General features: G+C 34.2%; 25 protein-coding genes and 1 pseudogene. 22 read left to right on the forward strand and 4 right to left on the reverse strand.

The window, feature by feature from the left end:
* Nucleotides 1-61: 61 nt before the first annotated feature.
* The 3 genes from BJ095_RS03650 to BJ095_RS03660 all read left to right on the forward strand — a co-directional run bounded on the left by BJ095_RS03650 (nucleotide 62) and on the right by BJ095_RS03660 (nucleotide 1887).
* Nucleotides 62-436 (forward strand): DUF2750 domain-containing protein, encoded by a 375-nt coding sequence (locus BJ095_RS03650; RefSeq protein WP_107932093.1) that lies wholly within the window; start codon nucleotides 62-64, stop codon nucleotides 434-436.
* 126 nt (nucleotides 437-562) lie between these two features.
* Nucleotides 563-1264 (forward strand): hypothetical protein, encoded by a 702-nt coding sequence (locus BJ095_RS03655; protein ID WP_107932095.1) that lies wholly within the window; start codon nucleotides 563-565, stop codon nucleotides 1262-1264.
* Nucleotides 1265-1431: 167 nt separating this feature from the next.
* Entirely contained in the window at nucleotides 1432-1887 is a 456-nt protein-coding gene (locus BJ095_RS03660) for a hypothetical protein (RefSeq protein ID WP_107932097.1), read from the forward strand.
* Nucleotides 1888-1989: 102 nt separating this feature from the next.
* On the opposite strand, the gene BJ095_RS03665 is transcribed toward BJ095_RS03660, so the two are convergent.
* Complete coding sequence (locus BJ095_RS03665; RefSeq protein ID WP_107932099.1) at nucleotides 1990-2424, reverse strand: hypothetical protein; 435 nt, start codon at nucleotides 2422-2424, stop codon at nucleotides 1990-1992.
* A 1513-nt stretch (nucleotides 2425-3937) separates the two neighbouring features.
* On the opposite strand from BJ095_RS03665, the gene BJ095_RS03670 reads away from it, so the two are divergent.
* Complete coding sequence (locus BJ095_RS03670) at nucleotides 3938-4678, forward strand: hypothetical protein (protein WP_215534986.1); 741 nt, start codon at nucleotides 3938-3940, stop codon at nucleotides 4676-4678.
* Between the two features lie 529 nt (nucleotides 4679-5207).
* Here BJ095_RS03670 and BJ095_RS03675 read toward each other — a convergent pair.
* On the reverse strand, nucleotides 5208-6950 hold the full coding sequence (locus tag BJ095_RS03675; RefSeq protein WP_107932103.1) for a DNA primase family protein: 1743 nt from the start codon (nucleotides 6948-6950) through the stop codon (nucleotides 5208-5210).
* Between the two features lie 879 nt (nucleotides 6951-7829).
* Between BJ095_RS03675 and BJ095_RS03680 the strand changes: the two genes are divergently transcribed.
* From BJ095_RS03680 to BJ095_RS03700, 5 genes are all read left to right on the forward strand, one after another.
* Complete coding sequence (locus BJ095_RS03680; RefSeq protein WP_107932105.1) at nucleotides 7830-8033, forward strand: hypothetical protein; 204 nt, start codon at nucleotides 7830-7832, stop codon at nucleotides 8031-8033.
* A 309-nt stretch (nucleotides 8034-8342) separates the two neighbouring features.
* Complete coding sequence (locus tag BJ095_RS03685; protein ID WP_146223194.1) at nucleotides 8343-8612, forward strand: hypothetical protein; 270 nt, start codon at nucleotides 8343-8345, stop codon at nucleotides 8610-8612.
* 1183 nt (nucleotides 8613-9795) lie between these two features.
* Complete coding sequence (locus tag BJ095_RS03690; protein WP_107932108.1) at nucleotides 9796-10149, forward strand: hypothetical protein; 354 nt, start codon at nucleotides 9796-9798, stop codon at nucleotides 10147-10149.
* Nucleotides 10150-10237: 88 nt separating this feature from the next.
* The gene (locus BJ095_RS03695; protein ID WP_107932110.1) at nucleotides 10238-10576 is read left to right on the forward strand and encodes a hypothetical protein; all 339 of its coding nucleotides are present in this window, start codon (nucleotides 10238-10240) and stop codon (nucleotides 10574-10576) included.
* A gap of 47 nt (nucleotides 10577-10623) precedes the next feature.
* On the forward strand, nucleotides 10624-11448 hold the full coding sequence (locus BJ095_RS03700) for a tyrosine-type recombinase/integrase (RefSeq protein WP_107932112.1): 825 nt from the start codon (nucleotides 10624-10626) through the stop codon (nucleotides 11446-11448).
* A gap of 48 nt (nucleotides 11449-11496) precedes the next feature.
* Here BJ095_RS03700 and BJ095_RS03705 read toward each other — a convergent pair whose 3' ends face one another.
* Nucleotides 11497-12204 (reverse strand): helix-turn-helix domain-containing protein, encoded by a 708-nt coding sequence (locus tag BJ095_RS03705; protein WP_107932113.1) that lies wholly within the window; start codon nucleotides 12202-12204, stop codon nucleotides 11497-11499.
* A gap of 198 nt (nucleotides 12205-12402) precedes the next feature.
* Here BJ095_RS03705 and BJ095_RS03710 point away from each other — a divergent pair, with 198 nt between their 5' ends.
* The 4 genes from BJ095_RS03710 to BJ095_RS03720 all read left to right on the forward strand — a co-directional run bounded on the left by BJ095_RS03710 (nucleotide 12403) and on the right by BJ095_RS03720 (nucleotide 15213).
* Complete coding sequence (locus BJ095_RS03710; protein WP_107932115.1) at nucleotides 12403-12726, forward strand: hypothetical protein; 324 nt, start codon at nucleotides 12403-12405, stop codon at nucleotides 12724-12726.
* 302 nt (nucleotides 12727-13028) lie between these two features.
* A complete protein-coding gene (locus BJ095_RS18965) occupies nucleotides 13029-13178 on the forward strand; it encodes a hypothetical protein (RefSeq protein WP_181417954.1) in 150 nt (49 codons plus the stop codon).
* Nucleotides 13178-13645, forward strand: coding sequence for a recombinase family protein (locus tag BJ095_RS03715; protein ID WP_107932117.1), 468 nt, complete (start codon nucleotides 13178-13180; stop codon nucleotides 13643-13645). The genes BJ095_RS18965 and BJ095_RS03715 overlap by 1 nt, the downstream gene beginning before the upstream one ends.
* The gene (locus tag BJ095_RS03720; protein ID WP_107932119.1) at nucleotides 13645-15213 is read left to right on the forward strand and encodes a recombinase family protein; all 1569 of its coding nucleotides are present in this window, start codon (nucleotides 13645-13647) and stop codon (nucleotides 15211-15213) included. The genes BJ095_RS03715 and BJ095_RS03720 overlap by 1 nt, the downstream gene beginning before the upstream one ends.
* A gap of 339 nt (nucleotides 15214-15552) precedes the next feature.
* On the opposite strand, the gene BJ095_RS03725 is transcribed toward BJ095_RS03720, so the two are convergent.
* Nucleotides 15553-16026 (reverse strand): winged helix-turn-helix transcriptional regulator, encoded by a 474-nt coding sequence (locus BJ095_RS03725; RefSeq protein ID WP_107932121.1) that lies wholly within the window; start codon nucleotides 16024-16026, stop codon nucleotides 15553-15555.
* Nucleotides 16027-16174: 148 nt separating this feature from the next.
* On the opposite strand from BJ095_RS03725, the gene BJ095_RS03730 reads away from it, so the two are divergent.
* The 9 genes and pseudogenes from BJ095_RS03730 to BJ095_RS03770 all read left to right on the forward strand — a co-directional run.
* A complete protein-coding gene (locus tag BJ095_RS03730; RefSeq protein WP_025731574.1) occupies nucleotides 16175-16693 on the forward strand; it encodes a DJ-1/PfpI family protein in 519 nt (172 codons plus the stop codon).
* Between the two features lie 394 nt (nucleotides 16694-17087).
* Nucleotides 17088-17240, forward strand: a complete 153-nt coding sequence (locus BJ095_RS19210) for a putative quinol monooxygenase (protein ID WP_235867562.1) — start codon at nucleotides 17088-17090, stop codon at nucleotides 17238-17240.
* Nucleotides 17241-17591: 351 nt separating this feature from the next.
* Nucleotides 17592-17939 (forward strand): ArsR/SmtB family transcription factor, encoded by a 348-nt coding sequence (locus BJ095_RS03740; protein ID WP_051476243.1) that lies wholly within the window; start codon nucleotides 17592-17594, stop codon nucleotides 17937-17939.
* An 11-nt stretch (nucleotides 17940-17950) separates the two neighbouring features.
* On the forward strand, nucleotides 17951-18910 hold the full coding sequence (locus BJ095_RS03745) for a TIGR03571 family LLM class oxidoreductase (protein WP_107932123.1): 960 nt from the start codon (nucleotides 17951-17953) through the stop codon (nucleotides 18908-18910).
* 43 nt (nucleotides 18911-18953) lie between these two features.
* The gene (locus BJ095_RS03750; protein WP_025727350.1) at nucleotides 18954-19976 is read left to right on the forward strand and encodes an LLM class flavin-dependent oxidoreductase; all 1023 of its coding nucleotides are present in this window, start codon (nucleotides 18954-18956) and stop codon (nucleotides 19974-19976) included.
* A gap of 337 nt (nucleotides 19977-20313) precedes the next feature.
* Nucleotides 20314-20826 (forward strand): type 1 glutamine amidotransferase domain-containing protein, encoded by a 513-nt coding sequence (locus tag BJ095_RS03755; RefSeq protein ID WP_025727351.1) that lies wholly within the window; start codon nucleotides 20314-20316, stop codon nucleotides 20824-20826.
* 85 nt (nucleotides 20827-20911) lie between these two features.
* A complete protein-coding gene (locus BJ095_RS03760; RefSeq protein ID WP_025727352.1) occupies nucleotides 20912-21628 on the forward strand; it encodes an SDR family oxidoreductase in 717 nt (238 codons plus the stop codon).
* A 175-nt stretch (nucleotides 21629-21803) separates the two neighbouring features.
* Nucleotides 21804-22703 carry an aldo/keto reductase gene (locus tag BJ095_RS03765; protein WP_107932124.1) on the forward strand — a complete coding sequence of 300 codons (900 nt, stop codon included), beginning with the start codon at nucleotides 21804-21806 and terminating at the stop codon, nucleotides 22701-22703.
* Nucleotides 22704-22754: 51 nt separating this feature from the next.
* Nucleotides 22755-22922, forward strand: a pseudogene (locus BJ095_RS03770) (spore coat protein); the annotation flags it as partial.
* Nucleotides 22923-23081 lie beyond the last annotated feature (159 nt).

Raw genomic sequence — 23081 nt, forward strand, 5'->3', positions numbered from 1 at the left:
AATGCAAAAGAAGGCAGTTTAGATTAAACAGCAATGAAAAATATTCGAGGATGTAGAATAAATGAATCCAAAAGAATTTGAATCAGTTATTAAACAATCACCTAAAATTAGATATGAATATTTCATTAAGAAGGTTGTGGACTTTGAAGAAGTTTGGGGTTTATATAACGAGGGATGGGCAACTTCAAAAGATGATGATGGAAACATGTTGATTCCCTTTTTCCCTAAAAAAGAATTTGCAGATTACTGTGCGATTAATGAGTGGGATGTTTATAAAGCGACTTCAATTGATTTGGATGAATTTATTGAGGAGTGGCTTGAAGATATGAATAATGATGGAATTAAACCTTCTATTTTTCCTACTCATCAAGATTCGGCATTAGTTGAGATATCAATTCTCTCAAAAGACTTAAAGAATGAATTGGAAAATTATTGAACTAATGAGGCGCGTTGATGATCCAAGAAGAGTTACTGTCCTTTTTGTTGAAGATATTAAACTATGGGGGCAGTTTAATTGAATAAACAGTTAACTATTGAGAACACTTAAATGAGGTGTTTTCTTATGAAAAAAGTTCTTATTTTAATTATTACTATTTCTCTTTTTGCTGTTTTAACCAAAGTAAACGCAACGATAAATGAATATGAAGAAATTGCTAAGTCTGATAAAGTGGGCGTTACCATTTATGCAAAAATGATGAATGGATTATATATAGATTTTAAAATTGATTTTCAAGGTAATATCCTTTCAAAACCTTATTGGATGAACACTACAAACCCTACTTGGTTTCCTGAGATTATCTATGAGGATATCAATAGAGATGGAAAAAAAGAACTAATCATAATTTTGACTAAAAGTACAGGTACTGGAGTTTTAGAAAGGGAAGTTCATGTTTTTCAAATACAACAGCAAAGATTCGATAAGATGCAGATTGACGTACCTGTTGAGGTGCTTGTTGAAAATCCAATAGCGATATTATTAAAAAGTGTAAAGACCGAGTTAACACCAAACCAAGCAAGTGTTAGTATTGGTGACAAGAAATATACAATTGATATTAAGCCTTTGGGTATTAAACCAAAACATCTATTTGGTGATATATACTTTGGAAATATTATCAACTTTGAAATAAAAGACAATAAACTTATTGCAATAATCGGAGGACAAATCTCTCCAGCAGGAGGCTATATAGGTGATATTCAAATTATCTATAAATACAAAGATAGAATGTATCAAGCAGAATCAATTGAATTTAAACCCTCTGAATAAAATGTTGTTAAACTTACGGAGGCATTAATCCAAGAAGGATTAATGTCCTTTTTTGTTGAACCTATTATACTAACAGGACAGGATAGTATAACAAGGAACGATTGAAATACAATAAATATGGAGTTTTGGGGGATAATGACACTTAACAAATTTAAGGAGAATCAAAAATGAAAAAAATGCTTTTTAGCCTTATCTTCGTTTTAGTAATTCTTCCTTCACAAACATACTCTGAAAATAAAATTGAAGAGTTGCCGCCTTGTTCAGCAATACTTGAACCAACAAAAAACGCACCTAAAAATGCCAGAGGAGTAGCACTGATTTATAATATTGAAAGAAAGTTTAATGATGAGCGGACGAGTCTTAGTGTTCATGCACTTCATTTACCAAAACCATCTAGTTTTGGGGATTATGATGGTTATGAAGTATTAGCATATATTCCGAAGGAAATAAGTTGGATTTTCTCGTTGTCCCCTTTAACTAAATACGGAGAAACTACTTGGGCTGGGAATTTGGATGAAGTTTCTCCTATAATGCGACCTACTCGTATCGAAGTTCGCACAATCAATACAACGACAAAGAAAACTGGTCCTATTGTACTTGAAAAAATACTAAAACCTTGTTGAACTAACGAGGGCATTTCTGAAATAAGCAGGAACGCTTTTTCACTATAGGTGTAGGGTAATTCATTAGTAAAACCACCAATATATTATTGATGGTTTTAAGAATTATTTATAAGGATTATCATAAAGGTGATATGAGTTTCCGCCTTCAAGTTGTCGTTTGGTTTCTGCATCAATAATTGTATGTTTCCAATACTCTTCATTTTTGGTCTGAACAAAAGAAGCGAGGAAATATACTTGTCGTTCTGGATGTATAGCAAGAGAAAGTTCTTGTTTTGGTTGACACATATCCCTTCCTGTCTTCTTTTCAAAGGTCATAACTGCATCAGGTACTTCTTTATAAGATATTTTTCGCCTTATACTATAAGAAGCATTATCAAATTCTTTATATTCATCTTTTTTCAATTGTTGATAAAACTCGTCTTCGTTTATAAATGTTTTTTCTTTGTTACTTGGATAATCAAATTTTTGTGCTGAAACCGGAATTGCTAGGATAACTAATAAACCAAATGAAATAATTATTGTTAGAAACCGTTTCATTTATCTTACCTCCGTTCTTTTTCGTATTTTACCCTTTATTTAATTAACAATTCATAGGGTGGTTTTTTAAAATCAAATAGGAAGGGATTCTTAGGATAAAGTGCTTAATTCAAAAAGGTAAAATTGTGAAGAAATGTACTTAAAGTAACTGAGGCGATTGTTCAATAAGAGCAGTTGCTTTTTAACTAAAGATGCAGTTTTGTTGAATATGTAACTTTTAGTAGATAATTAGTGTCTACATAAATTGAACTAACGAAGGCTTTAGTTGAATATTGGAATACAGAAATACAAAAAAGGACTTAGTTCACTTAATGATCTAAGTCCTTTTTTGTGTCAATTTGAGTGATAACTTTACTTGTAAATACTTTGCAGATTTGAATGCTAATTTGTCTGTTTGTACCGCTGAACTGATAGGGTTAGACCATTTTCGTACTTTTTCTCCTTTTTTGCAGGAACAAACAATTTAATGTTTAAATGATAAATTGTGTTCAGTTCTTTCTGAACTACCTTTCTATAGTGTATATTTGTACAATCCTATAAAAGCAGTGAATTACGCTGCTTTTATAGGGATGGAAATATTAAGAAGTTTGTAAGGTACAGATAAATATTAGGCAAGGATATTCACTAAAAAATCCTTGCTTATTATTAAAAATATAAGAATGGAAGTACAGTATACTTAGAATATTATGGGGATGAGTGTACGGTATCACAAAAGATGGTAAAACAAAAAACTGAATTGGCGATAGAAAGAGATTTTTTGAAGCGAATACTATAAGTTAACCGTTAATGGTGTTCCTGAAGATATTTATATATACGCAGTGGCTTTTGCAACTGAAAGATTATTATCTTGAGGTAGAAAAATAACTGATAGTTTTAGGGTGCATGTAACGTCTTGGGTTGAAAGAAGTTTAGATTTTGAAGAACTAGATGAAGATACTCAAAAGTTCATTAAAGGCTGTTTAGATAAAGCATGGGAAGGTCCAACTATATATGAACACTCAATAAAAAGACAATAAAGATTAAAAATGTCTGGTTTACCTAGATTAGGTCGAAATAATTCAAGTGATCAAATATTATCAAGGATGATGGAGTGATTACCAAGGTCATTTAATAAGCCATTCGAGGACTAAAATTATTTTAATTAAACCAAACCAAACCATGTAATTGCATTTGGTTAGTTGTAACTATTTGATAGTTGCCCATCTATTCTAATAATGGTATTTTTCCTACCCTTTTTTAAAACTAAGAAAAAATTTCTTCTTCAACTAATGGTGCAGTTTAGTATAACAGGAATAATGGTAAATGAAATTTCCAAAACTAAAATTAGAGTTTACTAAAAGAGGGAGGTTACCCATTTGGTTGTTTTGGGAATAAGCAATTTATACGATTATACAATTTGTTATGTAAGAGATGAATTTTCAGAATTCTTAGTTGTAGGAAAGGCACTATTATGAGGAAATATAACTTTGTAATTCTACTCCTCATTGGATTTTTAATTATGTCTTCCAGCCAAATGACCGAAGCAAAGACTAATACGAATCAACAGATTCCCTTTTTGGAACAATTATTGGCGCACTCATTAAAGCATGAAGAGATTGGAAGCATTAAAATAGAAAATGATTCAGGACAACAACAGATATTCAGTATCAACGATGGATTTCAAGAACGTGTACTCAGAAAAGTAACATATTGGTTGAATAACTCTAGCCTAGTAGATGAAACAATGGAGGTATCTTTAAAAAAACCATCCAATAAAATGACATTGAAGATGGCAAGTGATGATGTGATTACCATTGAACCAGCCTATACATGTAATATTGATAATATGCACAGAACCTGCACGGCTAAAGATGGGGAATTGATCGTTTCGGATAAAAGCAAAAAAATACAAATAAAGTCACAATCTCTTTATGATTGGCTCTTAGTAGGGTGGAGAAAAGAAGTGGACGGACTTACGAAAGAAGAGTTACTTGAAGAAGCATTATATACACGTTATTTAAATGAATTAGATCCATCTTATGCTGAATATTTTATGTGTCCAAAGATCAAAATTGAACCCATTGATGGGGACCCTCGAAGACATATCGTTTTTGCTAGTGCATTAAACTATTCAGGACACCACGGTGGCGATTTTAATAGACTTACTTTTTCTGTAAGTGATTCCAACCTAACAGGGTTACATGTGACGAATGTAAAAATTGAGGAACATATTTCGGAAGAAGAAAGTGAAAAACAATGCCGAACGTTCGATTAAATATAGTATAAAAGCAAGGGGCGTTTCTAGAAAAAGCAGGAACATTTTTATTTCTGTTTGGTATTTAAATAAACTTCTCGATTGATAAAAGCGAATAACAAGATAAGGCTTAATACAATTATCAAATAACTTATAAAAAATATCCATTTTAGGAGAAAATAGCGTACATTAATTATTTCACGTGATAATATATAAATATCTTCAGTATATGAAGATAGGCAGCCTACACAGACTGAAAGGTTCGCCTTATAGTTGGCTCAACTAAATCGCTCTATTGACGAATAGGGGATTTAAGGGGCTTAATAGTTGGAATACAGTGCAATACTGGCTCTATATAGTTTAGGACTGTTTGGTTAGTAGTTTTGGTTTCTATTGTCAGCGAACTCTTCTTTCTGAGTGATGTAATAATACATGAAGGCTTTAGGTGGCGGAAAACATCTAAGGCTTTTTCTATTTTATTAAAGAAGAACGGGAGGAAACAAAAAAAGAGCAGGAGGTAGGACCTCGAACTCTTCTTTTGTTAGTTATTTTACAAGTTATTTCTTTGGTTTTGTGTAAGTTGGAATTTGTTTAATTCTTCTATATTGATTTTAATTCCCTTCATATAGCCTCTGATTGATTTATAACGGTAATTAACGTTTACACCAAATTGCATTTGAAGGATTTTCTTAACTTGTTTTTGGATTTTTGGATCTTGTTCAAGTTCAACTTCGCAATATTGTTTATATATTTTCATAAAGTCGCTAACCAGCATAAATGCTGTAGGATCGACTTCACATACAGTGTTTACGAAGTTCAATACAGAGTTATTTTCTTCCTCATATGTATGAATAATGTCTTGTATTTCAGAAGGAATATCAAACTCAAAATTATTATTAATTAAGTAATTTAATGCAAGAATGGCTTGGGTAGCAATGTAGTCTAAATCGTGTTTAATTATATTACTACCGAGAGAACGGTCTTTATAAATAACCTTTTGAGTGAAAGGAATGATAATTACACGTTCATAAAATGCCGAGGTAGTATCTTGATCGCTAATGGTTGGTAAAGTGTTTGCTGCAAATAAGTATTTGGCAGTCGGTACAAATTCAAAAGGCTGTCCATTTTTTCTCTGAGCATTTATGCCATCTTCACCTGTTAAGATTTTTAACACATCAGTATTTTTAATAGTATCAGCGCTTAACTCGCCATTTATGTTAACCGTCTTACCATATAAGTCAGCCGTAGCAAAGCGATCCGTTGTAAAACTATGTAGATCACGATGAGTTCTTGCACTTTTTGGTAACAGGGCATTTAAAGTAACGTTTAAGAATAAAGATTTTCCTCTATCCTTATCACCGTGGAAAATGATAAAACGTTTTTTATTGTTATGGTAAGAACTAAGACTGTAACCTAAAATCTGCCAAACTAATCTTTGAAGACTTTCTTTTGGGAATGTAAAATCAAAGAAATCTTTGAAATAAACAGGTTCAGCATTAGGGTTATAATTTGCATTAATCTGTACTGTTGTTTTTATCTCAGGACTATGTGGCATTAATTCTAAAGTGGCCACATTTAAAATACCGTTTTTAAAGTTTATTAGAACAGGTTGAGCGTTCAAATCATCTGGTGATGTTGCAACTTTACGGTTTAACAACCAAAGTGTCTGCAAATCGTTTATTACCTTTGTATTAACAAAGGTATCTCCTAAAGTTTCAAGTTCCTCACGGATAATTATTCTAATTTCATTATAAAGTTTTTCTTTGTAGACACCATTATCGTAGAAATAATGAATTTTCGAAACGTCTAACAATGGGTATTTTTCTGCTAAGTATTTAGAGAATAGGTTGTTATTAAGAGTTTTATTTACTTCACTAACTTTGCCTTTTCTATTGTAAATATATTCAGTTTCAACAAACTTAGGCGTTCCGTCTTTTTTGAAAAACTTCGCAATATTTAGGGCAATTTGTTCATCTATATTATGTTGCTTTTTTAAAGTTTCAAGCATGAACTGCTCTTTTACCTTTAGATTTTGCTTAATCTTTTCATCAAGATTAGCCTGATTTACCTCCAACGTAGCGGGCTTTTTACGCTCTGGGAAATATAAGTAACTAATGTATTCTAAATCAGTTTCTTCAATTTCCTTACCTACGCTATTAATGAAAACCTCGTCAGTAATTGCTCCAGTAGCATAAGAAAGTAATATTTCAAATGTGTTCTTTCCTACGTCGTAATAACCTCTTTCTTCTAAAACTAATCTTAAATTTTTTTCAATAATATCTTTCTTGTCCATCTAATTCAGCCTCCTTATGTGATACAGGAGAGACTAATATTATGTAGTAATGCTATGATACTCCTCTGTGTACGAACTAGTCTGACAGACGTTGGTCAACCTTGCCGAACTATACATACCTACTTTAACCAAACTATCTATCAGGTTATATTAGTTGTTCAGTCAGACATACCATTTCTCTTCTGTAAGGAAATATATGATTACTGAACTAATTGTTAGTGTAGTTCACTTTTTCTATCTATGGAAGAGACAATTAAGATATTTGTTGAGATTTGTTTAGATATTTAAAAAAAATGTGGGGGTACTAATAAAAGATGTGGTTTGTTTTTTGTAAACATAGGCTAACAGGCAATGGAAAATGGCACTTACAACTCAAAATTGGTTCTCCTTTTTGCTAAAAACGTTGATATATCAAGGTTTATAGAGTTTTAATGCCAATTTTTTTGGTTGAAATGGAATTTAAAGAATAAGAAAACATTTTGAAGTAAAGAAGATGTTTGAAGAAAAAAGTGGCCTCTTTTTTAAAGGAAGAGTTAGAAACCCCATTGTATCAAGGTTCTGAGTCGCTTGTGGGTTTTAAAAGTGTCATTTTTAACTTAGAAGGTACTGAAAACTTCCGATTTCTATGAGAAAGTACCACCTTGCCTTTAAAATTAACCACCTTATTCTAATCCATGTTCATAAAATAGAAATTCCTTCTTTCATAAAGTGGAAGAGTAGAATGTTTGGATAATTTATGCGAAGTGTTCGCAGCATAAAAAATTTTCAGTAAAAGTACTTTATGGTTCAATGAAAAATAGAATTATTTTAAATGATCTTATTTATTTTTAAAGGAAAGTTACTTTAGTTACTTAATTGTATCTCTAGGAGGTGATTCTGGTGTGCAAAGAACAGTTTGAAGAAATTCTTACAGAAATCCGAGCAGAACTTCTCCTTCCTTTAGTAGACCAACTATTCGATGGTAGAGAGAATCGATTCGTACTCTCTGATTTAGACGAAATGTTATATGAGTTTCAAATTCGTATAGAGCAGCGATTTGGTGCAGAGGGAAATGAGACAAACGCATTGATTAAATGTAAGTAACCTTCTTTATATTAGGCTTTTAGACAACCTTCCCACTTTTTTTCTCCTTTTTTGCAGGAACAAACAATTTAATGTTTAAATGATAAATTGTGTTCAGTTCGTTCTGAACTACCTTTCTATAGTGTATATGTACAATCCTATAAAAGCAGTGAATTCCGCTGCTTTTATAGGGACAAAAAAATTAAGAAGTTTGTAAGAGACAGAACAATATAAATGTTTCACAAGGATATTTACTAAAAATAATCCTTGCTTATTAAGCAAAAATATAGGAATGGAGGTGCAGAGGACTTGAAATATTATGGAAACGAGGTGAACGGAAAATTAGTTCATGTGAAACAACTCTATGGTTCTAAATACAACATAATACATCATGGTTATGTAGATTTCTTAGGGGCAGAGCAATACAATATTCAGCAATATTACGTACTCAGGAAATTTGAACATGGAAAGTTTCTATTCAAAAAGACCGTCTCAGAAGGTAAAGCAAATGCCTTAGAGTTAATGGGGTGGGAATTAATAAAAACTAAAGGTACTAATCATGTAGACGAATCTTATAAGGAAGTAATTGAACACAGATAAACCGGATCAAACCAATACATAACAACAAAACATTGTTCCAAATATTTGATTAAATGGAGTAAGAGCAATGAAAGGCATTCGGTTAAAAAGAAGAAAAGGAGAAGGTTACAAACCAATTGCAATTTAATCTTCTCTTCTTCTTTTTTAAATACAGTTTTGCTGATAAAAAAAGAAACTTTATAAGAAAGTTATAGTGTTAGAAGTTCATAATTAAACGGTAAAGTAGTAAGTTCAACTATGGATGATGGAGATTCTTCGCAATAAGAAACACATTTTTGGTGATGTCATCAAAACAAGTCTTATTTGGGGTTGAAAGGATTAAGTAAGATTCGTTAATAACGGTTATGACCAGATATGGTTAAATATGAATGATTATGAACGGTTAATACTTATTCATAATGTGCGTGATTGGTTATTAAATACGATGAAATGTTATGAATCGGTTTACCATTAACAAGTGAGGAAATCTTTTTTTTCAGGAATTCTTTTAAAGTCCTGAAAAAAGTCCTGAAAAAAATCCCTATAGAGAGCAGAAGAAAATGAAAGTATATGAAAAAAATGAATAAAAGAGAAAGGATAAGAATAACTTCTTCTTTTTTTAATTTTGCAATTAAAATCGACTCAAACGACTGAAAATCGGTTAAAATAGCGAATCGAAGAAAAAGACCATTTAAAGGTTTTCTAACTGATTTCCATAATTATAAAAAGGGGGACAAAAGAAAAAAAGCCGGCTCAAAAGTTAATAATGCTCCCTTGGTGCTGCTTGTGCCATTAAGCATGCTAGTGGCATTAGTCGTAGCCACGTTACATCAATCAATAATTACTTTTTACTTTTAAATTTATAAAGTAACAACAAACGGGTGATCTAATGTTCGTGCAAACATTAAATTGCCCGTTTGTTTTTTATTCTCATATAAACTTCTTAATTTTATAAGTTGCGTAGAAAGACTTCGTAGAATTTGTATACTATGCCATTTCAAAATCCATATTGGCGGAAAAAACACCGATATTTTGTAAATAACGATAGAAAAAAATTGCGTAGAATTATTTAAGTTCAAATTCTTAAGAATTGTGTAAGTGTATTACTGACTTTTCATAATGACAGTAGATTGCAATATTTGTTAAATCGATTCGGTCCGCGTTAAACTTTTATTAAAAGACTGAGAAATATGGAGGAATGCTTATGGAGAAATCTGAAATGCAAAACTCAAAGATCTATCTGGGGCTTGTGTGGGGCGATAATAACACATTGAAAAAGTATCAGTTAACTAAATATGCTGCGAAGAAGGATTACGATATGGAAATTGCTCATATTGTTCATATGGATTTATTGGATTTAGTGCTGACTGATTTTGGAATTGAGCAAATTGAACGAGTGATAGTTCATTGTATTAGTGATTTTAGGGATATGACAGAGTTCTATATGTTATACCAGTCTTGTAAAGACTTAGGGATTTCGTGGGTTGTAGCAAATCAGTGTATACGGAGCGAGGATTTTAAAAGGGATTCTGAGTTTAGGTCTTTTATAAGTTTCTAATATACAAAAAATTAGTCAAGTTAACTTGAAGATGATTCAGATGCGCGTTAAGTTTTCAGTAGAAATAAACTTACTAGGAGTTGATTGTATGCTGAAACTTGATGAAGAAGGTTTATATCGTGGTGAAGTGAAACAACTTGAAGACGGAAGTTTAGAACTGGATATTACATTAGAAAGCGAAGGAAGCGGTATCTATGATATTGATAGCACAATTATTGTTTTTCTAACACAAGAGTGTAATCCAATAAATATACGTGTTTTTAGATTAAATAGATTGTCGTTAATGAGAATGGATAATACCAATGATTATCTTGGAAATGACGGCATATATCGTATATCTATCATTGATTACTTTACGATTGAAAAAACAAAACAAACCGTAATGTTTATTAATATTAAGCCCGTAGTGAAGAAGTCAAGTGTTTAGTAGTTTTGCTTAATATTTTAAGTAATGAATGAGGAGGTAATTTTATTATGCTGAATCAATTTTTAGAAGAAGGGCTTTTAGGCAAATCCAAAACAACAATCCAAACTTACGCCAATTCACTAAAATTATTTTCGGAATGGTTAGACGGTGCTGGGGCAAGTTTAGAAAACTATTCAAGAAGTGATGTGCAGCAGTATATCGATTATCTTGTAAGTCGAAGAAAAAACCCATCCACTATTAATAAGCATTGGAGTGCCATAAAAAAATTCAGTTGTTGGTCAGATAATGAGCGTGCAATTGAAGAAATTGCGGTTATTAAACCAATAGAATATACTAAATTGTCTCCAAAATCTCTTAGCAGGGTAGAAGTTAATCGCCTTATCCGGGAAATTGATAGGGAAAATAATTCACGAGATATGGCAATTACTCAATTATTGCTAAATACAGGCATACGTCTTTCTGAATTGGTTTCTTTAGATAAAAGGGACATTGAGATTAGTGAACGTAAAGGTGAGTTATTTGTTCGAAATGGGAAGGGAAATAAAACAAGACATATTCCGTTAAATAAAGAAGCACGTAGAGCCGTTAACAAATACTTATGTGAACGTAATGATAACATAGAGGCTTTGTTTATTTCTAACAGAGGAAAAAGAATAAGTGTCCGCAGCGTTCAGCATATCTTTGAGAAAAAAGGGGTTAATGTTCATGCGTTACGTCATACGTTTATTACCCATTTAATTCGCAACGGTACTGATTCGAGTATCGTACAGTCTTTAAGTGGGCATTCAAGCGCAGAGATGCTGTTTAGATATTCAGTGCCAACCGAGGAAGATCAACTACAAGCGTTAGAGTCAATTTGGTTAAATCAATAAATAAAGGCAACATAGTGCTGCTTCAAACAGTGCTATATTGCCTTTTTATTATTCATTTTCTAGTTCGTTTAGCAAATTGATTGCTCTTTGTGTTGTAGCAATATTTTGTTGTAGGTAAGACTTTAATAATGCAATTTTTTCCGAATGCTCTAATTCCGTATTCTCCTCTAAGTTGCTTATGATTTGTTCATCTGTGAAGCGGTAATCCCCATCATTATAAAGTTGAATGTTCTCATGCAATAATTCCGCTTCTGCTATGCTAAAATGTGGGCTATTCGGCATGTCTATAATATTCATGCAGGTTTTAACTAATGTATCAACAGTAAAAATAAACTTCTCCTTTTCTTCACCTATAAAATCCTCTAATGTTCGTCCGTTACTTAATGAATTGAACACTATATAAAAAAGCAGTGTATAATGTGTATCGGATGAAGGTAAGGTGTAATTACCGCGTTTGATAAAATAATCATTAATCTTCTCTTTTGAAAATTCGCCAAATTCTTTTAAAAAATCATAATCCCATGTATCTAGAACATAGTCAGTATATCCAACAATGTAATCAACGGAGGTATTGAAAATTCTTGCCAAGTTAACAAGATGCTCGAGTGAAGGTCGTCTTACATTAGTTAAATATTTTTGCATACTAGATTTTGCAAAACCAAATTCTGTTAGTAGGGTATCCTTATCAATATCCATACCATTTTCATTTATTAAATGTTTTAAGCGATCTCCAATCATTATTCTATCTTCATTCACACATAAGCCCCCTTTATTATTATATATTTTATCCCGTTTAGTCCGTTTTGTAAAACAAAAAATACACTTAGTCTTTACAAAAGTATTATATTTGGTTATTATAAAGTTATGAATTAGATTATTCTAATTTATTAAAAATATATGGGTGCCATCAAAATACCACATCAAAACACATCCCAAAATAACGGGAGTGATTTTATGTACAAAAAATTAGTATTTAAATCAAAGCAAGAGGTTAATGAATTCATTGCTGAGATGTTTGAAAATTACGGGTATGAGACAAGTTTTAGTTCACCAATGTCTAACGGGATAAGTGTTTATGGGGAGTGGGTAACAATAAAACTTTATAATGGGTTTTACCACTTTCTTGAATATGATGGTGAGGAATATATTCACTATTGGACAAATGGCAACACCCGTGATAGAGAGATTAGTTATATTTCCAAAGACACAATTATTGATTGGTTATGGGAAGACAGAAAATATGCCTTTGTGCGATTAAATGAAGCATATTACAAGTAAAATCAAAAAGTGAAAAAAGGTTTTCTTTGAACAGGTATTGTTTAAAGAAAACCTTTTTTCATTATATAGGGAGAATAGATTAAGAAATATTAGTTATTACTCAAAAAGGTATATATTACTTAAGTATTTCCTGTTTAGTCTCTTTTATTAAAAATAAAATGCGTTTGGTCTTTACAAATTTTCCAAATCACCTTATTATGTAGACAAGGAATTAAGGAATTCCAATTTAATTTAAATACATAAGGGTGCCATCAAAACACTACATCAAAACATATCCCTTCCAAATTAGGGAGGATATAGTTATGACATCATTAAAAAAACCATTAAAGAAAAGCAACATTTTTGAAGTAAAAACAAAGGAAGATCTAAAAAGGGAAGAATTTTTAGATGTGTTAGCAGAAATGATTTATTTCCATATCCAAAAGAATAATGACAAGGAGGCTGTAATGTAATGACAAAAGAAAATCCTAAAGTAGCAATTTACACTCGTGTAAGTACAGAAGAACAAAAAAAGGTTGAATCCTTGTTAGAAGCACAAAAGGAGGCGCTAACAGCCTTCGCTGCACAAAAAGGATATGAAGTATACGATTATTATTCAGATATAGATTCTGGTAAAGATTTTAGTGGACCGGGCATTCAACGCCTCTTTATTGACATGCGAAATGAAAGGTTTGATGCCATTATTGTTTGGAAAGTAGACCGTATTTCGCATAATAATAGTGATGTAATTCGTTTGGTTGACGAGGAATTAAGACCTAGAGGTGTGAAATTATTAGTTTCAACATGTGATATTGATAGTAGTACGGCAAATGGCTACATGTTCATTTCCCTTTTAGGGGCTTTTGCTGAATATCAAGTATCTTGTAGAAAAGACTTATTTCAATTCAAAAAAATAATGAAAAAGGAGGTTGTAATGTAATGACAAAAGGAAATCTAAAAGCAGCAATCTACACCCGTGTGAGTACAGAAGAACAAAAAAGAGTTGGATTCTCGTTAGAAGGACAAAAGGAGGATCTAACAGCCTACGCTGCACAAAAAGGATATGAAGTATACGATTATTACACAGATTCAGATTCTGGTAAAGATTTTAATAGATCAGACATTCAACGCCTCTTTATTGATATGCGAAATGAGAAGTTTGATGCGATTATTGTTTGGAAAGTGGACCGTATTTCACGCAAAAATAGTGATGTACTTCGTCTGATTGATGAAGAATTAAAGCATAGAGGTATGAAATTATTAGTCTCAACATGTGACATTGATAGTAGTACATCAAATGGCTATATGTTCATTTCTCTTTTAGGGACTTTTGCAGAATATGAGAGATCATTAATCATTGAACGGGTATCAGCAGGTATGGAGAAAAAATCAAAGTTGGGTCAATGGAACGGAGGAGCCTTATTAGGTTATAACGTTATTGATAAAAAATTAGTGGTAAACGAAGAAGAAAGTTTAATAGTTAAAAGAATATTTGAGTTAAGGGCGCAAGGGAAAGGTTATAAAGCAATTGCTCGTGATTTAAATAGTCGAGGCTACAGAACTAAGAAGAATAGTTCCTTTGGTATTAATGCTGTTAAAACAATATTGGAAAATGAAACCTATATTGGTAATGTCCGTTGGGGTAGATATAGAAACTGGGCTGCACTTCGAAGAAAGGGGAAAGATGCAGATTATCATGTAGAAAAAGGTATTCATGAGCCAATCATAGATATGGATACATGGGAGTTGGTTCAGCAAATTGCTACTGTGAATCGAGAAGCAGCCGTCAATGAAAAGAATATAAAAACTGATTTCTTGCTTTCAGGCATTTTAAAATGTCCTGAATGCGGAAGTGGAACAGTTATGAGCAAAGTTAAAAAGAGAAAAGACGGCTATTATTATTATTATATATGCCAAAGTTACCATACTAAGGGGATAGAGGTTTGCCGCCCAAATGTAATTAATAAGGATTGGATTGAAAAATCAATTCTAGAAATTATTAAAGAATTAGTGGCGAAAAGAACTATTGTAGATGAACTTGTAGAAGAAGTGAATCAAAACTATATTGAAGAAAATGAAGAGATAGTCCTTCAATATGAGGAGAATAAAAAGCGAATAGTAGAATTAGAAAAGGAGTTAAACAAACTGGACCTTGATTATCGAAAGGGGGATATTACTCCTAAATCATATGGTAGACAAACAAAGAATATTGAACTTGATATTGAAACTTTAGAAGAGCAAGTTGTTGAGTTTGAAAGAAAGAATGCTGTGCAGAAAGAGACTATTTCTGCTGAAAAAGTGAGTGAATTATTAAAAGCCTTTGATCAAGTATTTGATCAAGCAGATATGCCTTCAAAGAAATTACTCATTCGTTCACTAATAAAAAGTATCGAAGTAAATTTGGACAGAAAATCACTAAAACGTATTGTCTTCTGGAATTCAGAAGACAGTACAATTTTTTCAGAAATTGTTTTACCACAAGAACCGAGACGGAGAACCGTACCATAAGTAAATGAGGTTTTTGAGGGAATATAAGAATCTAAATATTGAAAAACAGTTAATTTATCTAATCAAGTTTTTAAATTGACTAGCACTTTGAAAGGATGTTGACAGGCTAGTAAAGCAAAAAGGCTGACTAAAAAAAGAAATTTCTTTTAGCCAGCCTTTTGGATTATACAGTTTTGGAAATGATTTAGTTATTTTTTAATAAGACCCTTGATTCATCATTAGTGGAATAGAAACTTTTTCCTATAGTTCTTTTATGTATAATTTATTTTAAATAAAAGAAAACACAATCCCCGTTCAGTTGAACCAATCCACAGCATAAATGATCTGAATACTGCGCAATTAAGCATAAGAAGCACCTTCCTTACAGTTAAGTGAAGGTGCTTCTTTTCTAATAGGTTTTGTAAAGCAACATTGTAAATGTAAGCTTATGCTTAATTCCGAAATATCCATTTCTTTTATGATTTCTGCTATCCGATTTTTTCCCCATTCATACATCATTTCAACGATAGGAAGTAAAGTCATCCCCAATTCAGTCATGGAATATTCCACTTTCGGTGGAACTTCTGGATAAACCTCACGATGAACTATTCCATCTTCCATCAGTTCTCTTAATTGATTCGTTAATATTTTATGAGATATTTTTGGAAAAAGCCTTTGGAGATCACTGAATCGATGTGGTCCTTCTACCCCTAAATGCCATAAAATAACAATTTTCCATTTACCACTTATAATTGATAAGGTAAGTTCTTTTTCACAATTATAATCACCATTTATGATCTTTTCTTTAACTTCATCTCTAAATGTACCTGGCATAAATTCTTACCTCCTTATTTATATCAATTGTAACCTGTCGGTAACCTCCTTACAAAAAAGTGCATTCTTCACAGTGAAGAAAACAAGCAGTAGAATGAAATGGTCGTCTTACCGGCAAATCTTTTACATTAATGAGGAGGAACTACTAATGAGTAAAAAAGCACTTTTAATTATACCACCAGAACGATTCAATGAAGACGAATTATTTCAACCAAAAGCGGAATTGGAAAGCAACGGAATTGAAGTGACAATTGCAAGTACAAAAACAGGTGAAATCATAGGGGATTATGAAGGTAAAGCAACCGCTGAGGTCATTTTCTCAGACGTTTCTGCTTCTGACTATGATGTTGTATCTGTTATTGGTGGATCTGGTACTAACGATCATTTATGGGAAAATCAAGAATTACAAGACTACTTGAAACAAGCGTATACTAATAAAGTTCTTGTAACAGGAATTTGTGCAGGTGCGGTTACTGTAGCTAAAACGGGTTTACTTACTGGAAGAGAAGCAACTTGCTATCCAGTAGATATACAAAAAGACCAATTAAAAGCGAATAAAGTAACATATGTTGAAAAACATGTTGTTGCTCATGATGATATTATCACTGGTGATGGTCCAGATGGCGCTAAAGAATTTGGAGAAGCTTTAGTAAAAGCATTAAGCTAATTCTACAGTCTCTTCGCTGAATTTTCATATAAACGAAAGCCTACGGAATTAATTCCGTAGTCTTTTGGCTATCCAAATGTAAGAAAAATACACCAAAAATTAACTCAGATTCAACATGAACCGTGTTACGATATTTATATAGTTTTACTAGTTCGTCTTTTAGTTGAATATCAATCAAATTCAATTGAAAACAAGCCTCAACTTTTTGGTCATACTAAAAAAGTTAAGAGTAAACAGTTAAAAGTTTACATAATTGAAGCGGATAAGAGATTTAAAAGGGTATATTTTTTACACGATGCTGGGAAGAACATAAACTCCACTGCCACCTTAAAAACTTTATAAAAGAAAGGCAAACCACTCATTATTAAGAGGGATAAAAATGGAGCATATTATAATGACTGCTGTATTAAAACCAAAAGAAGGCCTGCAGGGGCAACTATTATCAGAACTCAAAAATGTACAAGCGGCATCAAGGGAAGAGGCAGGTTGTATAAAGTATGACTTGCACCAATCTGAAGACCAAACTTTCGTTTTATATGAAGTTTGAAAGGATGAGGAAGCGCTGGAATACCATATTCAGTCTGCTCATTATCAGGAATACAGGAACAATATTGCAGACCTTGTATCAAATAGAGTAGTGTATAAGCTAAAAAAAATGGAATAAGTTCAAAGATGGAGTGGCGGAACCGTCGAACAAACCTGTTATTTGTAGATTTTTTAGTGGTCTTTTTTAAGATGGGAGCTTTTCGCCGTATCTCCTTCGAAACAAATCATTTGATTTGGAAGGATCAGATGGCTAATATGGTAATATCGTAAATTATCGATTTGGCATGATGCTTTCAAATCATCTATGCAGCTTCCATTGGGATATAGTGATAATCGATATAGAAAGAGGCAAATGACATTGAAGCAGGAATTGGAAAGCTTAAATGATGAACAAGCCGTTGAAATTTTTAAGGCATTGTCGAACCAGACGAGGGTGAGCATTCTTCAAATGTTAAAAAATCCCCACAGTCATTTTTCACCGCAAGCCCATATTATTGCTGATGAAGGATTTGAAGGCGGGGTTTGCGTAGGGGATATCCGAAGCAAGGCGGGGATTTCGCAATCCACTACTTCACAGTATTTATCGATTCTGCTGCAAAGCGGACTTGTTGAAATAAAGCGAATCGGACAATGGACGTATTATCGCCGTAATGAGGAGACGATTAAAAAGTTCGAAAAATACATTGGTACAAAAATTTAAGGAGAATTGAAGTGAGTTTATTACAGCATCGAGCATATAACAGGTTGTATCAAAAGGATAAAATGACGCTTGGTTTCGCGATTCCGACGGCAAGGATGTCCAAATATCCGATTATGGAAAATCAGCTGTCGCTTGCCCGCAAAATTGAAGACCATGGTTTCGCGGCATTGTGGCTTCGGGACGTTACGATTCAGAATTTGAATATTGATGATAATGGTCAAATGTTTGATGTATGGATTTATTTGACCTATCTTGCGGCCCATACAAAGGATATTGCACTTGGGACGGCTAGTGTGGCCCTCCCTCTGCGCCATCCTGTCAGAGTTGCAAAGGAAGCATCATCTATTGACCGGTTGTTTCCCGAACGGCTGATCATGGGAGTGGCTTCAGGAGACCGGGATAAAGATTTCACAGCTTTGGGAATATCCAAGCTCGAAAGCGGAGGGCTGTTTAAAAAGAATTATGCATTCCTTGAACGGCTATTAAAGGAGGACAGTCCGACAATCAACAGCGATTTAGGCGTCATCGATGGAACGGATATGAGAATGATCCCCAAGCCTTTTTCTTCGATTCCGACCATGGTGACAGGATTCAGCAATCAATCGATTGAATGGATCGCCCAGAATGGGGACGGTTGGATCCAATACCCGAGGATTATCCCACAACAAACTCAATTGATTAACGAGTATCGCGAGTTGTCGGAAATTCACGCCCCAGGAGTGTTTAAACCTTTCACTCAGACTTTATTTATCGATTTATCGGAAAATCCCGATGCGTTTCCTATTCCGATTCCTTTAGGATTTCGTGTAGGGCGCAAACAGTTATTAGAAATTTTATATCAATTTCAATCCATTGGTGTCAATCACCTGGCATTTGTATTGTATTTTTCAAAGCGCCCTCCCGAGGAAGTCATACAGGAGCTTGGAGAGTTTGTGCGGCCTTACTTTCCGACTCATGAAATTCCAGTATGAGATTAGCTTTTAATAAAATTAGATAAGGGAAGAAGATGAACTTATGTCTAAACATGCAATTAAACTAAACGAAATTCCATTCTCGGTGCTGGATCTTTCACCGATAACAGCCGGAAGTACTCCTGCTGATTCTTTCCGCCATACATTAGAACTCGCACAGCATGCTGAAAAACTTGACTACAACCGTTTTTGGCTCGCTGAACACCACAATATGCCGTTTATCGCCAGTTCCGCCACTTCTGTGGTGATGTCCCATGTGGCAGCCGGTACATTAAAAATCCGGGTTGGTTCAGGAGGAATCATGCTGCCGAATCACGCTCCACTCGTCATCGCTGAGCAGTTTGGCACTCTTGAATCCTTATATCCTGGGCGAATTGACCTTGGTCTGGGGCGGGCACCCGGTACAGATCAGGGGACCGCTCGTGCATTGAGACGCGACTTGGGAAGTACCGGAGATGACTTTCCTGAGCAATTAGCGGAACTCCGCGGTTACTTTGATCCATCCTTGGCCCAAGGAAACCCTATAAAAGCGATTCCGGGTGAAGGTTTGAATATTCCAATCTGGCTGCTGGGTTCAAGCGGCTTCAGTGCGCAGCTGGCCGGAGAACTGGGTTTGCCATTCGCGTTTGCCTCCCATTTCTCGCCACTTAACACTCTGGGTGCTCTACAGATCTATCGTAAGGCGTTTAAGCCTTCGAATGTTCTCGATAAGCCGTATGCGATGGTGGCATTGAATATCATTGCAGCAGAAACGGATAAAGAGGCAAAACTCCTTTTCACAACCCTGCAGCAGCAATTTTTGAATCTGATGAGCGGCAACCTTACACAGCTTCAACCACCGGTAGATGACATATCCGAAGTGGCCAGCAGCTACCAATTAAAGGCTCTCGAGCAGCAATTAGGCACATCGATTGTTGGCAGCCAGCAGACGATAAAGGACAAGCTTCATACATTTTTGAAGGAGAGCCAGGCTGATGAAATCATGGCCATTGCCCAAGTTTACGACCACAAAGCTCGCCTGCATTCATACGAGCTTCTGGCAGAAATTATAAAAAGCGAAAGGTAAAAAGAGGACATCAGCAAGGAAACCTTCTTGATGATTTTTCTAAGGCATTGAATATGGGTGAAACCGTGAGATCAGGTTATGAGGTTGTTTACAGGATTCCTTAATTAAAAGGAGATCTGATCAAGTATTTCTATGTGCCGCAAGCAGGATTTGACATCACGAAATCTTCCAAAATACATCATCATCATTAAACAAGTGACAGAGCGATACTAATTGTTTTTATACTCCCATAGATCTAGCAGTAACATATACTAAACACGGTAGATTACTTATATTTATTGTGTTAAATGAGAATAATACCAACGATGCTTTTCCAAATTTAAGGGGGCTTATCATTATGAGCAAAAAAATCGCTACACTAATAACAGACTTATTTGAAGATGTAGAATTCACAGAACCAGCACAAGCATTTAAAGATGCTGGTCATCAAGTGATCACAATCGACATACAGGCTGGAAAAGATATTACTGGTAAAAAAGGTGAAACAGTAAAAATAGATAAAGGAATTGGGGAAGTTAATCCTCAAGACTTTGATGCTTTACTAATCCCTGGCGGCTTCTCTCCTGATTTATTACGTGAAGATGACCGTTTTGGTGAATTCGCAAAAGTATTTATACAAGAAGGTAAACCTGTTTTTGCGATTTGTCATGGCCCACAAGTATTAATTGATACAGACCTATTAAAAGGCGTCGACATAACAGGTTTCAAATCAATAAGGAACGATCTCAAAAATGCAGGTGCTAACTACAAAGATGAAGAAGTTGTGGTAAGCAATAATATTGTAACAAGCCGTTTTCCGGATGACATTCCTGCCTTTAATCGTGAATCCTTAAAATTATTAGCTGAATAATAGGTACTGAATAGTATCGTTTTAGAAATAAATTTCACAATGAATGATCAATACAAAAAGGGTTTTAAGAAGGAAGGGTTTTATTATGTCACTAAATGGTAAACGAGTAGTTGTTTTAGGGGGTACTTCTGGTATTGGTTTAGCAACTGCTAAAGCGTTTCTAGATCAATCTGCTCAAGTGATCATTGCCAGCCGTTCTGTTTCCAAATTAAATGAAGCAAAACAAGTTCTTCGTGGCAGTGTAGAAGCAATTGAAATCGATTTTCGAAGCGAAGAAAAAGTAGCAGAATTTTTCAGTAAGGTTGGAAAATTTGACCACCTTGTGGTAACAGCAGGTGAAGGCGCAATGGGGCACTTTAGCGAACTGCCTGTGGCAAGTGCTAAAGAGGCGTTTGATAGTAAGTTCTGGGGGCAATATATTACTGTCCGTTCAGCACTTCCATATTTAAGCAATGAGAGCTCAATCACCTTAACCTCTGGTGTATATGGCGTTCGTCCTCCTCAAGGCGCTACTACGTTAGCGGCAATCAATTCAGCCATTGAAGGATTGGTTCGAGGACTTTCCGTAGACCTAGCCCCTATTAGGGTAAACGTGGTTTCACCTGGAATTGTAGATACTCCAATCTATGCTGGAATGTCAGATGATCAGAGGCAAGCACTGTTCAACGGCATTGCACAACAGCTCCCTGTTGGACGGATTGCAAAGCCGGAAGACATAGCTGAAACCTATGTATACCTTGCTAAAAATGGTTTTACTACTGGGACGGCTGTTCTTATTGATGGTGGAGCTCACTTAGTATAATGCCTAAATGGATGTTGAACCGAAGCTTACCACCCTACCAAGCAGCAGCTCTAACTAAAATAGAAATAAGGTAAGAATTGAGTGATTTACTGGTGGCAACACTGCAAAAGAGTATTGCCGCCTTTTTTTGTTCATTAGGCACATAAAAAGATACAAAAGGAAGTGTTGATTTTTAATGAGTGTACAGGACGAAAATAAATTAACAAAAATAAAAAATTCCCTTGAAAGTCGTGTAGTTACATTGCCTGATGGAACTTCTCTACCAAGAATAGGACAAGGAACTTGGTACATGGGAGAAAATCCTCAAATGAGAGAAAGGGAAATCAAAGCTTTACAACTCGGAATAGATTTAGGAATGAAACTTATAGATACGGCGGAAATGTATGGTGATGGCGATTCTGAACGCTTAGTCGGTGAAGCAATTAAAGGACGTAGAGATGACGTCTTTTTAGTATCAAAGGTGTATCCTCATCATGCAGGATTAGATATGATTGCCAAAGCGTGTGAAAACAGTCTAAAAAGGCTGGGAACCGATCATCTTGATTTGTACCTTTTACACTGGCGAGGACGTGTGCCATTAGCAGAAACCATTGAAGGAATGGAAAAGCTACGCAAGGAAGGAAAAATAGTAAGGTGGGGAGTCTCCAATTTTGATACCGATGATATGAAAGAGTTATGGAACACCACTAACGGAAAAAATTGTATGACTAATCAAGTGTTATATCATCTTGGTTCAAGGGGTATAGATTATGATCTCTTACCATGGCAGCGAGAACATCACATGCCTATTATGGCATATAGCCCGCTAGCTCAAGGAGGTTCATTAAGAAGACAATTGTTAACGGATCCAACCATTAAAGAGATTGCAGAAAAATACGCTGTACAACCCTTACAAATCGCTCTCGCTTGGACAATCCGTTCTAACGATTGTCTAGCTATTCCAAAAGCTGTTCAAGAAGAACATGTACTAGCAAATGCGAAAGCTACTATAATTGAATTAACAAAAGAGGATTTAAATAGACTTGATGAGGTATTTCCGCAACCGACTAGAAAAATGCCTTTGGACATTATATAGAAATTTTAGAGGATAGACAAAGAGATAGGGGATTGAATGTGTATGTCAACAGAGGTATTGGAAGATTTACTCCAGATGCAGCTAAAACCTCTTGATATGCATGAACAAATTTCTAGTTATATGGTAGAAAAGGGATGGTACCACGCTTGGGATATGAACGAACAAATCAATTTGGATCTCGATAATATTAATACAGCATTAAACTTACCTAATCTATAGAAAATTTTTAGGAACAGTTTAACATTGACCAATAAAATTAAGCTGTATAATATGAAAAACACCTATTTATATAATTGATTTTTCAACCAGATTCAATTGAGAGTATCTTACTCATCTAAAAAGGCAGATTTACTTAGATGCTCTCCAGCAACAATTAGG

It is taken from the genome of Ureibacillus chungkukjangi, from assembly GCF_003217295.1.
Lineage (GTDB): Bacteria > Bacillota > Bacilli > Bacillales_A > Planococcaceae > Ureibacillus > Ureibacillus chungkukjangi.

Excerpts from the sequence above, each read along its gene's own strand:
- BJ095_RS03650 (WP_107932093.1), top strand. The coding sequence starts at position 62 with ATGAATCCAAAAGAATTTGAATCAGTTATTAAACAATCACCTAAAATT.
- BJ095_RS03655 (WP_107932095.1), top strand. The coding sequence starts at position 563 with ATGAAAAAAGTTCTTATTTTAATTATTACTATTTCTCTTTTTGCTGTT.
- BJ095_RS03660 (WP_107932097.1), top strand. The coding sequence starts at position 1,432 with ATGAAAAAAATGCTTTTTAGCCTTATCTTCGTTTTAGTAATTCTTCCT.
- BJ095_RS03665 (WP_107932099.1), bottom strand. The coding sequence starts at position 2,424 with ATGAAACGGTTTCTAACAATAATTATTTCATTTGGTTTATTAGTTATC.
- BJ095_RS03670 (WP_215534986.1), top strand. The coding sequence starts at position 3,938 with ATGACCGAAGCAAAGACTAATACGAATCAACAGATTCCCTTTTTGGAA.
- BJ095_RS03675 (WP_107932103.1), bottom strand. The coding sequence starts at position 6,950 with ATGGACAAGAAAGATATTATTGAAAAAAATTTAAGATTAGTTTTAGAA.
- BJ095_RS03690 (WP_107932108.1), top strand. The coding sequence starts at position 9,796 with ATGGAGAAATCTGAAATGCAAAACTCAAAGATCTATCTGGGGCTTGTG.
- BJ095_RS03695 (WP_107932110.1), top strand. The coding sequence starts at position 10,238 with ATGCTGAAACTTGATGAAGAAGGTTTATATCGTGGTGAAGTGAAACAA.
- BJ095_RS03700 (WP_107932112.1), top strand. The coding sequence starts at position 10,624 with ATGCTGAATCAATTTTTAGAAGAAGGGCTTTTAGGCAAATCCAAAACA.
- BJ095_RS03710 (WP_107932115.1), top strand. The coding sequence starts at position 12,403 with ATGTACAAAAAATTAGTATTTAAATCAAAGCAAGAGGTTAATGAATTC.
- BJ095_RS18965 (WP_181417954.1), top strand. The coding sequence starts at position 13,029 with ATGACATCATTAAAAAAACCATTAAAGAAAAGCAACATTTTTGAAGTA.
- BJ095_RS03715 (WP_107932117.1), top strand. The coding sequence starts at position 13,178 with ATGACAAAAGAAAATCCTAAAGTAGCAATTTACACTCGTGTAAGTACA.
- BJ095_RS03720 (WP_107932119.1), top strand. The coding sequence starts at position 13,645 with ATGACAAAAGGAAATCTAAAAGCAGCAATCTACACCCGTGTGAGTACA.
- BJ095_RS03725 (WP_107932121.1), bottom strand. The coding sequence starts at position 16,026 with ATGCCAGGTACATTTAGAGATGAAGTTAAAGAAAAGATCATAAATGGT.
- BJ095_RS03730 (WP_025731574.1), top strand. The coding sequence starts at position 16,175 with ATGAGTAAAAAAGCACTTTTAATTATACCACCAGAACGATTCAATGAA.
- BJ095_RS19210 (WP_235867562.1), top strand. The coding sequence starts at position 17,088 with ATGACTGCTGTATTAAAACCAAAAGAAGGCCTGCAGGGGCAACTATTA.
- BJ095_RS03740 (WP_051476243.1), top strand. The coding sequence starts at position 17,592 with ATGACATTGAAGCAGGAATTGGAAAGCTTAAATGATGAACAAGCCGTT.
- BJ095_RS03750 (WP_025727350.1), top strand. The coding sequence starts at position 18,954 with ATGTCTAAACATGCAATTAAACTAAACGAAATTCCATTCTCGGTGCTG.
- BJ095_RS03755 (WP_025727351.1), top strand. The coding sequence starts at position 20,314 with ATGAGCAAAAAAATCGCTACACTAATAACAGACTTATTTGAAGATGTA.
- BJ095_RS03760 (WP_025727352.1), top strand. The coding sequence starts at position 20,912 with ATGTCACTAAATGGTAAACGAGTAGTTGTTTTAGGGGGTACTTCTGGT.
- BJ095_RS03765 (WP_107932124.1), top strand. The coding sequence starts at position 21,804 with ATGAGTGTACAGGACGAAAATAAATTAACAAAAATAAAAAATTCCCTT.